Origin of the sequence: Novosphingobium rosa NBRC 15208 (assembly GCF_001598555.1) — a bacterium.
In the GTDB taxonomy this organism is placed as follows: Bacteria; Pseudomonadota; Alphaproteobacteria; order Sphingomonadales; family Sphingomonadaceae; genus Novosphingobium; species Novosphingobium rosa.
Genome location: NZ_BCZE01000010.1, coordinates 158,672 through 172,374, shown reverse-complemented (window position 1 = coordinate 172,374; position 13,703 = coordinate 158,672). Strand labels below are relative to the sequence as shown.

General features: G+C 61.5%; 16 protein-coding genes and 1 tRNA gene. 6 read left to right on the top strand and 11 right to left on the bottom strand.

What is annotated here, in order from left to right; genetic code table 11:
- Positions 1-13: 13 nt before the first annotated feature.
- The 6 genes from SR3_RS05270 to SR3_RS05250 form a co-directional block, all read right to left on the bottom strand.
- On the bottom strand, positions 14-601 hold the full coding sequence (locus SR3_RS05270; RefSeq protein WP_157098637.1) for a hypothetical protein: 588 nt from the start codon (positions 599-601) through the stop codon (positions 14-16).
- A 34-nt stretch (positions 602-635) separates the two neighbouring features.
- On the bottom strand, positions 636-1,088 hold the full coding sequence (locus tag SR3_RS30420; protein ID WP_157098636.1) for an NADH dehydrogenase ubiquinone Fe-S protein 4: 453 nt from the start codon (positions 1,086-1,088) through the stop codon (positions 636-638).
- The gene (locus tag SR3_RS05265) at positions 1,072-1,593 is read right to left on the bottom strand and encodes an Hsp20/alpha crystallin family protein (RefSeq protein WP_068081837.1); all 522 of its coding nucleotides are present in this window, start codon (positions 1,591-1,593) and stop codon (positions 1,072-1,074) included. The genes SR3_RS30420 and SR3_RS05265 overlap by 17 nt, the downstream gene beginning before the upstream one ends.
- A gap of 93 nt (positions 1,594-1,686) precedes the next feature.
- Entirely contained in the window at positions 1,687-2,160 is a 474-nt protein-coding gene (locus tag SR3_RS05260; protein WP_068081734.1) for an Hsp20 family protein, read from the bottom strand.
- A 209-nt stretch (positions 2,161-2,369) separates the two neighbouring features.
- On the bottom strand, positions 2,370-2,639 hold the full coding sequence (locus SR3_RS05255) for an usg protein (protein WP_068081732.1): 270 nt from the start codon (positions 2,637-2,639) through the stop codon (positions 2,370-2,372).
- A complete protein-coding gene (locus SR3_RS05250) occupies positions 2,636-2,872 on the bottom strand; it encodes a hypothetical protein (protein ID WP_068081730.1) in 237 nt (78 codons plus the stop codon). Before SR3_RS05250 ends, SR3_RS05255 begins: the two co-directional genes overlap by 4 nt.
- A gap of 269 nt (positions 2,873-3,141) precedes the next feature.
- Here SR3_RS05250 and groES point away from each other — a divergent pair, with 269 nt between their 5' ends.
- Positions 3,142-3,456, top strand: coding sequence for a co-chaperone GroES (gene groES / locus SR3_RS05245; RefSeq protein WP_068081727.1), 315 nt, complete (start codon positions 3,142-3,144; stop codon positions 3,454-3,456).
- Positions 3,457-3,511: 55 nt separating this feature from the next.
- Positions 3,512-5,131 (top strand): chaperonin GroEL, encoded by a 1,620-nt coding sequence (groL, locus tag SR3_RS05240; RefSeq protein ID WP_068081724.1) that lies wholly within the window; start codon positions 3,512-3,514, stop codon positions 5,129-5,131.
- A gap of 101 nt (positions 5,132-5,232) precedes the next feature.
- On the opposite strand, the gene SR3_RS05235 is transcribed toward groL, so the two are convergent.
- Positions 5,233-5,625, bottom strand: a complete 393-nt coding sequence (locus SR3_RS05235) for a response regulator (RefSeq protein WP_068081720.1) — start codon at positions 5,623-5,625, stop codon at positions 5,233-5,235.
- 303 nt (positions 5,626-5,928) lie between these two features.
- Between SR3_RS05235 and SR3_RS05230 the strand changes: the two genes are divergently transcribed.
- Entirely contained in the window at positions 5,929-6,942 is a 1,014-nt protein-coding gene (locus tag SR3_RS05230; RefSeq protein WP_068081715.1) for an IS110 family RNA-guided transposase, read from the top strand.
- A gap of 494 nt (positions 6,943-7,436) precedes the next feature.
- Here the strand turns inward: SR3_RS05230 and SR3_RS05225 are convergent, their stop codons facing one another.
- On the bottom strand, positions 7,437-8,789 hold the full coding sequence (locus tag SR3_RS05225; RefSeq protein WP_068081712.1) for a tyrosine-type recombinase/integrase: 1,353 nt from the start codon (positions 8,787-8,789) through the stop codon (positions 7,437-7,439).
- 166 nt (positions 8,790-8,955) lie between these two features.
- On the opposite strand from SR3_RS05225, the gene SR3_RS05220 reads away from it, so the two are divergent.
- Positions 8,956-9,027, top strand: a tRNA-Ser gene (locus SR3_RS05220).
- A gap of 372 nt (positions 9,028-9,399) precedes the next feature.
- On the opposite strand, the gene SR3_RS05215 is transcribed toward SR3_RS05220, so the two are convergent.
- Both SR3_RS05215 and tgt read right to left on the bottom strand, forming a co-directional pair.
- Positions 9,400-9,540, bottom strand: a complete 141-nt coding sequence (locus SR3_RS05215; protein ID WP_157098635.1) for a hypothetical protein — start codon at positions 9,538-9,540, stop codon at positions 9,400-9,402.
- Positions 9,541-9,968: 428 nt separating this feature from the next.
- Entirely contained in the window at positions 9,969-11,096 is a 1,128-nt protein-coding gene (gene tgt / locus SR3_RS05210; protein WP_068081705.1) for a tRNA guanosine(34) transglycosylase Tgt, read from the bottom strand.
- Positions 11,097-11,201: 105 nt separating this feature from the next.
- Here tgt and SR3_RS05205 point away from each other — a divergent pair, with 105 nt between their 5' ends.
- Positions 11,202-11,957, top strand: a complete 756-nt coding sequence (locus tag SR3_RS05205) for a TSUP family transporter (RefSeq protein ID WP_068081702.1) — start codon at positions 11,202-11,204, stop codon at positions 11,955-11,957.
- Between the two features lie 4 nt (positions 11,958-11,961).
- Positions 11,962-12,633, top strand: coding sequence for a phytanoyl-CoA dioxygenase family protein (locus tag SR3_RS05200; protein WP_068081835.1), 672 nt, complete (start codon positions 11,962-11,964; stop codon positions 12,631-12,633).
- 3 nt (positions 12,634-12,636) lie between these two features.
- Here the strand turns inward: SR3_RS05200 and queA are convergent, their stop codons facing one another.
- Positions 12,637-13,674 (bottom strand): tRNA preQ1(34) S-adenosylmethionine ribosyltransferase-isomerase QueA, encoded by a 1,038-nt coding sequence (gene queA, locus SR3_RS05195; RefSeq protein ID WP_068081700.1) that lies wholly within the window; start codon positions 13,672-13,674, stop codon positions 12,637-12,639.
- Between the last annotated feature and the right edge of the window lie 29 nt (positions 13,675-13,703).

Below are 13,703 nucleotides of genomic sequence, written 5' to 3'. Positions count from 1 at the left end.
GTGCCTTGCCTGATCAGATTGTGACGGCGGGTTTGTTGGATGCCGCGTCCTGATCGGGATTCGGCGCGGTTAAGCCATGCGGCGTGGCGGCCGGTGCCACCGTGCCATCTGGCGCGCAATCGCCTGAGCTTGTCGAGACCAGTTTGGGCTGGGTCGCGCCACCCTGCAATGTGAGCTGCCACGAGCGACTGCAGGTGTGCCTACCATCCGAGGTGGAGACGAAGCTGTAGCTCACGGTTCCGGCCGGCATTTTTCCGAGCGCTGTCAGATCCGCTTTGCCACCTTCAGTTAGACTTGCCAGTCGCAGCGCATCAACCTGACGCATCATCGCGGCGGCCTGCTGGTCCATCTGTGCGAAGGCCCAATCCATGCCAAATGGTGTGAAAGCGACCGGATCGAACAGCGCTGGCGGCATCAAGCGCTTCGGCGGATCGATTTTCACCTGGGGCGCCACATCGCCCTGATATTCGATATGGGCGAGCGAGCCATCGGGGAGATTGACGGTCATGACCTTGCTGGCACCAGAGGCAGCCAGCGCGGTTCCCGCAACTGCAAGCATCGCGACGCCTAAAAGAGAGGCTGTACGAAACAACTTGTGCATCAGTCGTCCTTCCATGATTGGGGTGTTGAAGCGGCTAGCCCGTTCGCCTCAAAGGGCGCGGCCGAGGCGCCAGCAAAGTTCGGGCTTCGGATTCGAGGCAAGACCCGAGTGCAACGTCACGCGAGCGCGTCGGAGACGACGGTGGGCTCTGGCCACATCCATGAACGAGGCAGTGGAGGCCTTGCCGTTTGCAATAAGCGATAGCCGCCTGTGGATCGGGGAAGCGCAGTTCGATCTGATCGAGCGGATCGCCACCGCCCATCCAGCCCATCAGTGGCTCGGCAACCGGGGCCCAGCGCGGCAGGAACCGTACACGCCATTGCCCTGCCCTGGCCTTTCCTCCCTGGTTTACCGCACCAGACACGGGTTCGATCAGTGCCTGCGCGTCGCGGGGAAGCGCACTTGCCGAACACGGCAGCGCCTGATTGTCATTGGCGATGGGCCCGGGACCGAAGTCCCGGACCCATTCATCACGCCGCCTTCCCATGGATCGGGATCCGACGAACATTCTCGTTCGTCGCCTCCGTCACGGGCAAGATGACGGTCAGCACGCCGTTCTCGAACGTCGCACTGACGTTATCGCCGACGATACCGCTGGGAAGGCCGATCCGGCGTTCGAAGCGGCCATAACTCCGCTCGGAATAGCCGCGATCCTTGTCCTCGACTTCGGCGCGCCTCTCACCGCTCAAGGTGAGCGCACCATCCTTGATGCCGATCTCGATGTCGTTCTCGTCGAGCCCAGGCAGTTCGGCGGTGATGCGCAGTTCCTTGTCGGTCTCGGCGAGTTCAACGCGCGGCCATGCGGAGCCGCGGTCGGCTTCGCCGAAGGCCGGCACGCCAAAACCGCGAAAGACATCGTCGAACAGGCGGTTTACCTCGCGGTGGAAGTACAGCAAGGACAGCATCTGCGCATCCTGCTGCTGTTCAGCGCGCACTGGAACCGGCAGCCGGTTGTCCTGCCGGCTCCAGGGAATGAGATCACGAAAAGCCATGATGGTCATCTCCTTTCTGGCTGGATGTAAGGCTGAACCTGCCGACGCCGCCGCCGGAAGGGCCCGCAGTGCGTCGGCAGGTCGGTGAGCAAGTCAGGCGGCTTGGCTGACTTGTTCCTTAACCTCGCTGAGACGCGGGGTCGCCAGCTCACCGCTACCGATCTCGATCCGGCGCGGCTTCATGGCTTCGGGTACGACCCGCTTGAGATCGATCGAGAGAAGGCCGTTCTCGAAGGCGGCGTTTCCAACCTCAACGAAGTCCGCCAGCTGGAATCGGCGCTCGAAGGCCCGCAGCGCGATACCGCGATGCAGATACTTGCCCTCACCATCGTCGCTCGCCCGCTTGCCGGTAACGGTGAGCAGGTTCTGCTGGGCGACCACCTCGATGTCTTCGGGCCGGAAGCCCGCGACAGCGAGCGTGATGCGGTAGCTGTCCTCACCGAGCTTGAGGATATCGAAGGGCGGAAACCCTTCTTCCTCGCGGGCGCTTGTTTCAAGCATGTTGAACAGGCGGTCGAAACCGACCGTGGTTCGCCGATAGGGCGTAAAGTCAAACGTGGTTCTCATCGTTCCAAATCCTCTGTTGAGCGATCTGGGCATGAGCTGCGCCGGTAACGCAAAGAGTCGGCGCCCTCCATGTCCCACCGGGCCCGACAGTGGCACCCGGCGCTCGCAATCTAATTTTGTCAAAATCGGCTTCAAGATGGCCTGAGAAAAATTTTTCAAGACCAAGGTTCATCGGCTGCCACTCTCAATCACCGCGTGGGAATCGCCTGTCATGGCAGCGGCAGAATGGGGTGCGCAGCGCGCCATTCGGTGGGGCGAACGAGCTGGTCATGCGCTATACGCACCGAATGGAGGGGGGCTTCGATCTCGCGCCGCCAGTGGTCGAGAAATCCGAACAGCACCGGGAAATCGGGCGCGAGATCATAGTCCTGCCAGACGAACAGCTGCAGAAGCGAAGGAGCGTCAAGGCGGAAGAAATGGATTTCCGCCGTGGTCATCCCATAGCCCTTCAGCTGCGCCAGAAAGCCTCTGTTGGTCATTGCAGGGAGCGGTTTGTGTCCTGGCCTTGGTCGAGTTCTCGCATGGCGGCGAGATTATCATCGATCGGGAATGCCCGTTTCGCGCCAGGCGGTTTGCGCAGGGCCGGCTTGTTGCGCACGGCGGACCGATCAGATGCCCAGGAAGCAAGGATGGCACGCTTCACCTCGGGCTCCAGGCTCGGGTGATGCGCGACATCGAAGGGGTGAAGAAAACGTGAGAATGGCTGCGACATGGCCGTCTCTCCTTTCCATGTGTCGCTCTTTTGATGGGTCGGTCAATGCCGACGGCACGGTATTTTGGTGCGTCATCGAGTCGCGTCAAGAGGCGAAATCGGTGACGGGCGTGCCAGAAGACGGTGTTCTGGCACTCAGTGAGTGTGACTGCCAAAATTTTTTCTGCCCCCTCTTGAACCCGAAAAAGGCTTTTCATAATTTACGCCCACCTGTCGCGCAGATGAACGACAGGCTCATCACATCTTGTTTTGCATCTGGAGGTTTTGCCATGCATTTCCGCCCCTTGCACGACCGTGTGGTCGTCCGCCGCATCGAAGCCGAGGAGAAAACCTCGGGCGGCATCATCATTCCCGATACAGCCAAGGAAAAGCCGCAGGAAGGCGAAGTCGTTGCTGTTGGCCCAGGCACGCGCGACGAGGCCGGTCGGCTCGTCGAGCTGTCGGTCAAGGCCGGGGACCGCGTCCTCTTCGGCAAGTGGTCGGGGACCGAGGTCAAGATCGGTGGCGAGGATCTGCTCATCATGAAGGAGAGCGACATCCTCGGCGTCGTCGAGACCCAGGCTGAGCTGAAACAGGCCGCCTGAGAGCGCTTGTCATCCTCTAACATTCAGGAAGGAAAAATAGGAAAGGAGTTTGGCCATGGCTGCCAAGGAAGTGAAGTTTGCGTCCGACGCGCGTGATCGCATGCTGCGCGGCGTCGATACGCTGGCCAACGCAGTGAAGGTGACGCTGGGCCCCAAGGGGCGCAATGTCGTTATCGAAAAGTCGTTCGGCGCGCCGCGCATCACCAAGGACGGCGTGAGCGTCGCCAAGGAAATCGAACTGAAGGACAAGTTCGAGAACATGGGCGCGCAGATGCTGCGCGAGGTTGCCAACAAACAGAACGACAAAGCCGGGGACGGCACGACCACCGCGACGGTTCTGGCTCAGGCGATCGTGCGCGAGGGTTCGAAGGCGGTTGCCGCAGGCATGAACCCGATGGACGTCAAGCGCGGTATCGACCTTGCCGTGACGACCGTCGTCAAGGATCTTGAGGCACATTCCAAGCAGGTCAGCGCCAACAGCGAGATCGCGCAGGTCGCGACCATCTCCGCCAATGGCGACGAGGAAGTCGGTCGCATTCTTGCCGAGGCGATGGAAAAGGTGGGCAACGAGGGCGTCATCACCGTCGAGGAGGCCAAGAGCCTGGCAACCGAACTCGAGACGGTTGAGGGCATGCAGTTCGACCGCGGCTATCTCTCGCCCTACTTCGTGACCGACACCGAGAAGCTGAAGGTCGAGCTCGACGATCCCTATATCCTCATTCACGAGAAAAAGCTCTCGAACCTCCAGCCGATGGTGCCGCTGCTGGAGAAGGTGGTGCAGTCGGGACGACCGCTGCTCATCATCGCCGAGGACGTCGAGGGCGAGGCGCTCGCGACGCTTGTGGTCAACAGGCTGAGGGGCGGCCTCAAGGTTGCGGCGGTCAAGGCTCCCGGATTTGGTGACCGCCGCAAGGCCATGCTCGAAGACATCGCCATTCTCACTGGCGGCAATGTCGTCAGTGATGAGCTTGGCACCAAACTGGAGAGCGTCACCATTGATATGCTTGGCCGTGCCAAGCGGATCATCATCGACAAGGACAATACGACCGTCGTCGATGGCGCCGGAGCCGGTTCCGACATCGAGGCCCGCGTCGCCCAGATCCGGGCGCAGATTGAAGCCACGACCAGCGACTACGACCGCGAGAAGCTCCAGGAACGCGTCGCCAAGCTTGCGGGCGGCGTCGCGGTGATCCGCGTCGGCGGAGCCACCGAAGTCGAGGTTAAGGAGCGCAAGGACCGCGTGGACGATGCGCTTCATGCGACTCGTGCCGCTGTCGAGGAAGGGATCCTGCCGGGTGGTGGTATCGCTCTGCTGCGCTCCATCAAGGCTCTGGACGGCCTCAAGGTGGCCAATGACGATCAGCAGTCGGGCATCGACATCGTGCGACGCGCCTTGCGGGCCCCCGTTCGGCAGATCGTCGACAATGCCGGCGAAGACGGCGCCTTCATCGTGGGCAAATTGCTCGAAAGCGACGACTACAATTGGGGCTTCAATGCCGCGAGCGGGGACTATGAGGATCTCGTGAAATCGGGCGTCATCGATCCGGCGAAGGTCGTGCGCACCGCTCTCCAGGATGCGGCATCGGTTGCTTCGCTCCTGATTACAACCGAGGCCCTTGTTGCCGAATTACCCAAGGAGGAGAAAGCCACGCCCATGCCGGCGATGGATTTCTAATAAGACAGGCGGGCCCTTGCCTGGGCAGGGGCCCGCCCCATCAGGATTGCCAGCTCCGCCCCGGATAGGCGCGTTGGCACACTATAAGGTGATGCGGTCAGTCATGCCGATCCGCAGTTTGGGCATAGGCGGCTGACCTCAACGAGAAGTGCATCGATCTCATAGGGCTTTTCAAAGACGGCCTCGAACAGGTCCGGTCGCCCCCGGCCAATTGCGCCCTGCGCGCCGCTCACGAGAATGATCGGGGTGTTGCCCAAGTCTGACAGAGCTCGCAAAGCCGTGGCAAGCTCAAGCCCGGTCATCCAAGGCATCATGAAATCGGTGATCACAAGATCAGGCCTGAACCTTGAAACGTGGGCGAGCGCTTCCTGACCATCCGACGCAGTCTGCACCAGATAGCCAACATCTTCCAAGGCTTCTGCTAGCCACGTCGCTAGAAGCCATTCGTCATCGATGACCAGGATTCGAGGCGAATTGTCAGCATCTGCAACCATTTGCACCGCCTGGATCGGCTGATTGGTACAATGGAGCAGGCATCAAATTCATTCAACTTCCATCTTGCTCGACAGCGATTCGTCAGGCTGAATGAGGGGATTTCCGGCGAAAGCGGATCTTGAATATCGGATATAATACTTACCTCTGCTCAAAGATCCTATCCCTTTGGGTTACGGCGGGTGGTATAACGAAATTCCTTTCGTCACGCAGATGGGTCAGTGAACTGATGCGGTGGATGCCCCCTTCAGCCAGCTCTGTATGATGCTGGCCTGCGCCATGGTGGTGCAACGAAGGAGGAAGTGATGGCAGACGCATATATGCTGGCAATCGACCTCGCTAAGCGAAGCTTCCAAGTCTGCGCGACGGATCGTGCAGGGTCGGTTCTCTATAATCGGGCAATGTCCCGCGCGAAGCTGGAGGTGCTGCTCAAGGAGCGCCCCGCTTGTATCGTGGCGATGGAAGCTTGTGCAACGAGCCATTTCTGGGGCCGTCAGGCGCAAGCAGCAGGGCACGAAGCCCGATTGATTCCGCCGATCTACGTTAAGCCTTTCGTGAAACGGCAGAAAAATGATGCGTCTGACGCTGCAGCGATCGGGGAAGCGGCTCGCCGGCCTGATATGCATTATGTGGCTGTCAAAAGCGCCGAACATCAGGGGCGCGCAGTGGCCTACCGCACCCATCAGTGCTTCGTTGCTCAACGGACGCAGACGATCAATGCGTTGCGTGGCCATCTTGCCGAGTTCGGACTGGTGTTTCCGCAAGGCACGCCCCATCTTAAGGAGATCCATGCCGCCGTGCAGGATGACACGATTGACCTGCCTGACAACGTACGGGACGTGGCGCGCTTGTACCTGGATCATATCGATGTGTTGACAGTCCATATCGATCAGCTCCTGCTCAAGCTGCGTGAGGCCATGCTCGTCAATGCCGAGATGAGGCGCCTATGCACGGTGCCAGGGATTGGCCCAGTGACGGCCGGCGCGATCATGGCCTTCGCGCCAGATCTGCATACTTTCTCTAACGGCAGAAACTTTGCAGCATGGCTGGGCCTTGTGCCGCGACAGCGATCGACAGGCGGCAAGGCCAAACTCGGGTCTATGACCAAGATGGGGCAGAGCGACATCCGCAAGCTGCTCGTCGTGGGTGCGATGAGCAGGATACGTTGGATCGTACGCAAAGGCGTGTTGCCGGATAACTGGCTGGGCCGGTTGATGGGTCGCAAGCCGCGAATGGTAGTCGCTGTTGCCTTGGCCAACAAAATGGCTCGCATCGTCTGGGCCATCATGACGCGGGAAGAAAATTATCAGCTGGCGTGACCGGCTTGTCCGTCAATCTGACGGAGATGTTGTGAGCGCTCGGGGTCTCGGCCCCGGCAAGGAGATCGACTGACAATTATGCGGCAAGAACTTCAAGTTCACGAGGTGGTCAACCAGTCCCGGGGCGAGAGCGTCACAGCTCGCTGAACCGATGTGGCCCACTTCGTTCGAACAGCATACCGGCCCGTGGCGTCGCGCCACATCAAGAGGCCTGACACACGACCGATTGAAGTGCCGAGCCGAGGAAAGTCAGAGAATCCCCTTGCAAAACTGGGGGCATCCACACACGACCCGAGATTTGGCCACTGAACGGAGGCCGGATAGCGCCCGATCATAGACCAGCAGCCGACCTTTCCCGGTCACCGCGACCTTCAATGCCAAGCTCCTCAAGCGTTTTCGCGCTTAGAAACCTAGCCGCCCCTCTGAACGAAGTGCGCCGAGTCTGACCGCCTTCGCGCCCGTCGGAGTTCTCACGCAGATTGAATTATAAGTCATCACGCTGGCCGTCTACGCTGCCTCTCAACTCTCTTGGAGGATGCGCGCCCGCTCCGGATCAGGAGAGCAAGCTGCTTCGACCACTTTTCAAGCGCGAGCCGCTTTTCGGGATCGTACCGATAAAGATTGTAGACCCCAGCGACGCCAGCTGTCGTCCCACTGATGTGATTGAGGATCGCCTCAGTCACCTCTACGGGAACGCCAAGCGCCTGAAGGTTGGTCGTCCCGGTCCGGCGGAGATCGTGCAACCGCCAGGGCGGCAAGACGACGGTCGCACAATCTTCCCCTCGCCTAGCCGCCCTAACTTTAAGGATAGCCACCATCTTCTCATCCAGTGCCTTCTTCATCTTGGAGAAGCCAGAAATGCTGGTCTTGCCCGTGGTTGTGAACACTAGGCCCCTCTTGGCAATGCCCAGCGAACGCAGTTCGATTAGTGCCAGCTCATTGAGGGGAATACGATGTGGCTGCCCATTCTTCGCCCTCTCCGGCGGCAGCTCCCAGATGGCCTTGGCTAGATCGACCTCAGCACCGTCCATGCCTGCCACCTCCTCGCGGCGAGCCATCGTGCAGATCAGAAGTCGAATGTAGGGCCGCCAGAGCGACCCCATCTCGGCAGCTGCCAACCAGGCTGCGATAATCTCCTCCGCAGAGAGTATCCGCCGCCGGGCGGCGACTGCTTTGGGTGCTTTCATCCGGTAGATTGGCGAACGGTCAATGACACCCCGATCTTCCGCCCAGTTCAAGAGTTTGCGAAAGGTCGAATGCACCAGCTTCTTCATGGCCGGTCTGTCATTGTAGCGATCAAGATGCTCAACCACGTCAGCTCTGGCGACATCCTTGATCGACTTTTTGAAGTAGGGCTTGGCCGCGTTGAGGATGCCCTCAGCCGTCTTCCACGAGTCGGGCCAATTGCTCTTGAGATAAATCTCGACGAAGCTGTCGGCATAATTCTCGAAGGCAAGAGTTTGCGCCTCTTTCTCGCGCTCGCCCCTCAGGATCTCTTGCCGGGCCTTGTCAGCTTCCTGCTCGGCCCGCGCTTCCGCTTCGCGCTCCAAAGCTTTAGCCTTCAAACGCTCCTCTTCGGCCGGATCTATCCCTTGCCGAATCTTGAGCAGACGCCGTTCGGCCTCCTTCCTGGCGCCATCCACGGTCCAAGGCGTACCAAAGCCGCCAATTGTCACACGGCGCGCGGCCTTGTTCTTCATCCTGAATTGGAGAACAAAGGATTTCACCCCCTTTGGAGTGATGCGGACGCCGAAACCACGCAGGTCCGTATCCCACACAAAAAGGTCTTTGCCATCAGGCGCCTCAATCGCATCAACGCTGGTTTTTGTGAGCTTCCGATTGGCCATCGGATTGCAACTCCTGCAAGTGGCCCTAATTTTGCCGGCCCGTCACGTAATCGCCACGTAATCACGTTGATGGCAAGCATAGGCTACCACAGCGAAGCCGCTTCGCAAAGCGATACAGTAGTATCAATGCCTTATCGTAGAAAGGCGTTGAGTATCGAAGCATAGGGTATGCAAGAAAAGGCAAAATCTTTGACTCTTAATCAGCGGGTCCTAGGTTCGAGCCCTAGTGCGTCCACCATCCTTTCCCATAATGTTTGTGGTGCTAGCCTTCCCTCGGGAAGTGCGCTGCCGCTTTCGGCCTATCCCTGACAGTCGCAGTTGCGATCGGTTTGCCTTGCGACGGTTTCTGCCCGGCTGTGCCTGGGCTGCAACCTATGGCCTTCTTCTCACCGAAGCGATGAGGGTATGCCGCGAACCGTCACGGCAGAGATGCCTTGAGCCGGCGGGCAAACCCCACGAAGCCGCCTCTGAGGGCTTGCCACTATATGCCTCGCCCTTATGCCTCTCCGGCGCCCTGACAGGGCCACATAGCGGATTGGAGCAAGTTGCGGCATCGCTCGCCACAGGCCGCCCTGAACGCGGCTCTGAAGCGAGCGATGCAGCGGCCCTGTCAGGCCATCTGACGGACGTTTCTGGCATCCTCATGGTCTCCGGGCGCGGAGCCCGAACTGGCGACAACCACGCCGCCCCGGCCCATGCACCGGACCAATGTGCCCCGCTCGTGGAGCGCCTTGGGATTTTCCTTCGTCATGTCATTCTCCAAGTGTCGTCCACCATGGAGAGAGGCGCGTCTTGCCGCGCCGCCCATCGCCAGGCGCATGACCCGGAAACAGCCGGGCAACGCCAAAGAACACCCATGGCGGGCTTCGTTCAGATTGACTCCCTTGAGGTGGCGATATCTCTATCCGGCGGGGCACCCTCGCCCCATCAGCCGATGAGATTGAAACAATTAAAAAATTGCATCGCCTTATAGCAATTACAGATGGCATCGTTCCGGCTGAATGCAAATTTATTGCGGTGAACACCCTCTTAAGCACGTTGATGAGAGCCATTGTTCCACAGGGGTTCAGGTGAAGGGGCAGAGCCAACCACAGCCGAACAAATCCGCCCGCAAAGCAAAACGGCCTGCGAAGAACACTCCGCAGGCCGCCTTAATGCTTTGACATCAGCCTTTTTGGCTTACTTGCCCGCGAAATAATCGCGCCGGAAATCGCTGGCGAAGGCGGCAAAGCGCCCTTCGGCAATCGCGCCGCGCATCCCGGACATAAGCTGCTGATAGAACGAGATGTTATGCTCCGTCATCAGCATGGCCCCAAGGATTTCGCCCGATTTCTGCAAATGGTGCAGATAGGCCCGCGAATAGGTGCCGCACACCGGGCAGGTGCAGCGATCGTCAAGCGGCGAGGTATCCTCGGCATGCTTGGCGTTGCGGATGTTGAGCGGCCCGTTCCACGTAAAGGCCTGCCCGTTGCGCCCGCTGCGCGAAGGCAGCACGCAATCGAACATATCGACGCCGCGCTCCACCGCGCCGACCAGATCGTCGGGCTTGCCCACGCCCATCAGATAGCGCGGCTTGTCATCGGGCAGCATGCCGGGGGCGAAATCGAGCGTGGCGAACATCGCCTCCTGCCCCTCGCCCACGGCCAGACCGCCGATGGCATAGCCGTCGAAGCCGATGTCGCGCAGCGCATCGGCCGAAGCCTGACGCAGATCCTGATGCAGCGCGCCCTGCTGGATGCCGAACAACGCCGAACGCGCGGCATGCTCCTCGCCACTGTCGAAACCGGCGCGGCTGCGTTTGGCCCAACGCATCGACATTTCCATCGACTTGGCGATCACGTCCTTGCCCTGATCGGCGCGCGGGCATTCGTCGAAGCACATCACGATATCGCTGCCCAGCAGGCGCTGGATTTCCATCGAGCGCTCGGGCGTCAGCATATGGCGCGAACCGTCGATATGGCTGGCGAAAGCCACGCCTTCCTCGGTGATCTTGCGCAGTTCAGACAGGCTCATCACCTGATAGCCGCCGCTGTCGGTCAGGATCGGGCGATTCCAGTTCATGAACTTGTGCAGGCCGCCAAGGCGCGCCACCCGCTCGGCGCCGGGACGCAGCATCAGGTGATAGGTGTTACCAAGGATGATGTCCGCGCCGGTGGAGCGCACGGTTTCCGGTTTCATCGCCTTCACCGTGGCGGCGGTGCCTACGGGCATGAAGGCAGGCGTGCGGATCTCGCCGCGCTGCATCTGGATGGTGCCGGTGCGCGCCTTGCCGTCGCGCGCGTGGATGTTGAAAGCAAAACGGGTCATGCCCCGCGCGATAGAAGGAAAAGCGCTGCGGGGCAATCGGGCCACCGCTTCGTCTCAGGCATAGGGCCAATTGTCGCGGCGGTATCGGCCCGCTATGGCGCGCCCATGAGCATCGACTGGATCTACCCCGCCCTGACCGCCACCAGTGTCTTTGCCGGTTTCGTCGACGCCGTGGCGGGCGGCGGAGGGCTGATCACCGTGCCCGCGCTGATCTATGCGGGCCTGCCCCCGGCGATGGTGCTGGGCACGAACAAGGCGCAATCGGCCTGCGGCACGGCCATGGCGACATGGCGCTACCACCGTGCGGGCCTGTTCCAGCTGCGCCCCAACCTGCCCGGCGCGGCGGCGGTGTTTCTGGGAGCGATGATCGGCACGTTGGTTGTCAGCCATCTGAAGGCCGAGTGGCTGCGGCTGATCGTGCCGGTGCTGCTGATGGCGATTTCACTCTACACGCTGCTGAGCCCGCGCATGAGCGATGCCGATGCCCACGCGCGTGTCTCCTCCAAGGGCTATCTGCCGGCGGGGACGGCGGTGGGCTTCTACGACGGCTTTTTCGGCCCCGGCGCCGGACAGTTCTACACAATGAGCCTCGTCACCCTGCGCGGCATGGGGCTGACGCGCGCCACGGCCCTGACCAAGCTGTTCAACATGACCAGCAACATCGCCAGCATCATCGTCTTTGCGGCGGGCGGCAAGATCATGTGGCTGCTGGGCGGCTGCATGGCGGCGGGCGCAATGAGCGGGGCATGGATCGGCAGCCATATGGCGTCCCGGTTGGGCGCCAAGGTAATCCGGCCTTTGCTGGTGGTGGTCAGCCTGTCGATGACGGGCAAGCTGGTCTGGGGCTGGTTTGCGGGCTGAGGCTTTGCTGAGCGACCTCACCCTTGCCGAGCATGGCGCGCAACTCTTTGGTGGCGCCCTGCGCCCTCACCTGAGCGACATGCTGGCCGTGCTGGAGGCTTTGCCTGCGCAGCAGGCCGGAGTGAGGATCAGCGGGCTGCCCGCTTTGCGTCCCTACCTGGCGCCCGACGGGCCGGTCGGCGCCGTAGCGAACCAATGCATGGGGCGAGACGCGATGCCCGTCAGAGCCATCCTCTTCGACAAGACAGCCGAAACCAACTGGTCTCTGGCATGGCATCAGGACCGCACCATATGCGTGCGTGAGCGGGTTGAAACAGACGGCTTCGGCCCCTGGTCGGTCAAGGCGGGGCTACATCATGTGGCGCCGCCGTTCGATCTGCTATCGCGCATGGCGACGCTGCGGGTGCATCTTGATGACGTGCCTGCCACCAATGCGCCGCTGCTGATCGCACCGGGCTCGCACAGGCTGGGCAAGGTTGCGGTGGAGACTGTCGCTGCGGTGGCAGCGCGATGCGGCACAATGGCTTGCCTCGCCGCTGCCGGAGATATCTGGGCCTATGCCACGCCGATCCTGCATGCTTCCGACGCCGCCAGCCTACCGGCGCGGCGACGGGTGCTGCAGGTGGATTACAGCGCGGATGAACTGCCCGGCGACCTGCAATGGCTCGGCGTCTGAGATTTACCCCTCGGGCAGCAGCAGGCTTGAATCGCCATAGCTGTAGAAGCGGTAGCCTTCCTCGATGGCGTGCTTGTACACAGCCTGCATCCGCTCCAGCCCCATCAGCGCCGAGACCAGCATGAACAACGTCGAGCGCGGCAGATGGAAATTGGTCATCAGCCCGTCGATGGCGCGGAAGCGATAGCCCGGCGTGATAAAGATCGACGTATCGCCGCTGAAAGGCTGGATCACGCCATCCTCACCGGTCGCGCTTTCCAGCAGCCGCAGCGAGGTGGTCCCCACCGCAATCACCCGGCCACCGGCAGCGCGCGCCGCGTTCAGGCGATCCGCCACCTCAGCCGGAATGACGCCCCATTCGGCATGCATCGCATGGTCCGCGGTATCGTCCACCTTCACCGGCAGGAAAGTCCCCGCGCCGACATGCAGCGTCAGAAAGGCATGGCCGATCCCCGCGCCGTCCAGCGCCGCCATCAGCTCCGGCGTGAAGTGCAAGGCCGCCGTCGGGGCCGCCACTGCGCCCTCGGCCTGGGCGAACATCGTCTGGTAATCGCTGCGGTCGGCCTCGTCGGTGCCGCGCTTGGCCGCGATATAGGGCGGCAGCGGCATGGTGCCCGCACGCTCCAGCAGCACCTCGACCGGCTCGTCGCCGGGGAAGAACAGTGTCCAGCTGCCATCATCGTGGCGGACCTCGGCTACGGCCTGAACGCCCGCGCCGAACGCAATCACGTCATCCACCCGCAGCCGCTTGCCGTTCTTCACAAAGGCCTGCCAGCGACGCAGATCGATGCGCTTGTGCAGCGTCGCGCCGATCTTCGCCTCGCCGCGCATCCCCTCAAGCTGAGCCGGGATCACGCGCGTGTCGTTGAACACCAGCAGATCGCCCTTGCGCAGCAGCGCGGGCAGATCGCTGACCTTCAGATCGCCGAACGGACCCTCGCGGCCCGGCACATGCAGCAGCTTCGCGCTGTCACGCGGGCGGGCGGGGCGCAGGGCGATACGCTCCTGCGGCAGGTCGAAATCGAAATCGTCAACGCGCATATCTGTCAGAAGGGCCCCTTGCGGGGCCC

Excerpts from the sequence above, each read along its gene's own strand:
- queA (WP_068081700.1), bottom strand. The coding sequence starts at position 13,674 with ATGCGCGTTGACGATTTCGATTTCGACCTGCCGCAGGAGCGTATCGCC.
- SR3_RS05265 (WP_068081837.1), bottom strand. The coding sequence starts at position 1,593 with ATGGCTTTTCGTGATCTCATTCCCTGGAGCCGGCAGGACAACCGGCTG.
- SR3_RS05230 (WP_068081715.1), top strand. The coding sequence starts at position 5,929 with ATGGCAGACGCATATATGCTGGCAATCGACCTCGCTAAGCGAAGCTTC.
- SR3_RS30420 (WP_157098636.1), bottom strand. The coding sequence starts at position 1,088 with ATGGGAAGGCGGCGTGATGAATGGGTCCGGGACTTCGGTCCCGGGCCC.
- tgt (WP_068081705.1), bottom strand. The coding sequence starts at position 11,096 with ATGACCCGTTTTGCTTTCAACATCCACGCGCGCGACGGCAAGGCGCGC.
- SR3_RS05225 (WP_068081712.1), bottom strand. The coding sequence starts at position 8,789 with ATGGCCAATCGGAAGCTCACAAAAACCAGCGTTGATGCGATTGAGGCG.
- SR3_RS05270 (WP_157098637.1), bottom strand. The coding sequence starts at position 601 with ATGCACAAGTTGTTTCGTACAGCCTCTCTTTTAGGCGTCGCGATGCTT.
- SR3_RS05215 (WP_157098635.1), bottom strand. The coding sequence starts at position 9,540 with ATGACGAAGGAAAATCCCAAGGCGCTCCACGAGCGGGGCACATTGGTC.
- groES (WP_068081727.1), top strand. The coding sequence starts at position 3,142 with ATGCATTTCCGCCCCTTGCACGACCGTGTGGTCGTCCGCCGCATCGAA.
- groL (WP_068081724.1), top strand. The coding sequence starts at position 3,512 with ATGGCTGCCAAGGAAGTGAAGTTTGCGTCCGACGCGCGTGATCGCATG.
- SR3_RS05260 (WP_068081734.1), bottom strand. The coding sequence starts at position 2,160 with ATGAGAACCACGTTTGACTTTACGCCCTATCGGCGAACCACGGTCGGT.
- SR3_RS05235 (WP_068081720.1), bottom strand. The coding sequence starts at position 5,625 with ATGGTTGCAGATGCTGACAATTCGCCTCGAATCCTGGTCATCGATGAC.
- SR3_RS05205 (WP_068081702.1), top strand. The coding sequence starts at position 11,202 with ATGAGCATCGACTGGATCTACCCCGCCCTGACCGCCACCAGTGTCTTT.
- SR3_RS05250 (WP_068081730.1), bottom strand. The coding sequence starts at position 2,872 with ATGTCGCAGCCATTCTCACGTTTTCTTCACCCCTTCGATGTCGCGCAT.
- SR3_RS05255 (WP_068081732.1), bottom strand. The coding sequence starts at position 2,639 with ATGACCAACAGAGGCTTTCTGGCGCAGCTGAAGGGCTATGGGATGACC.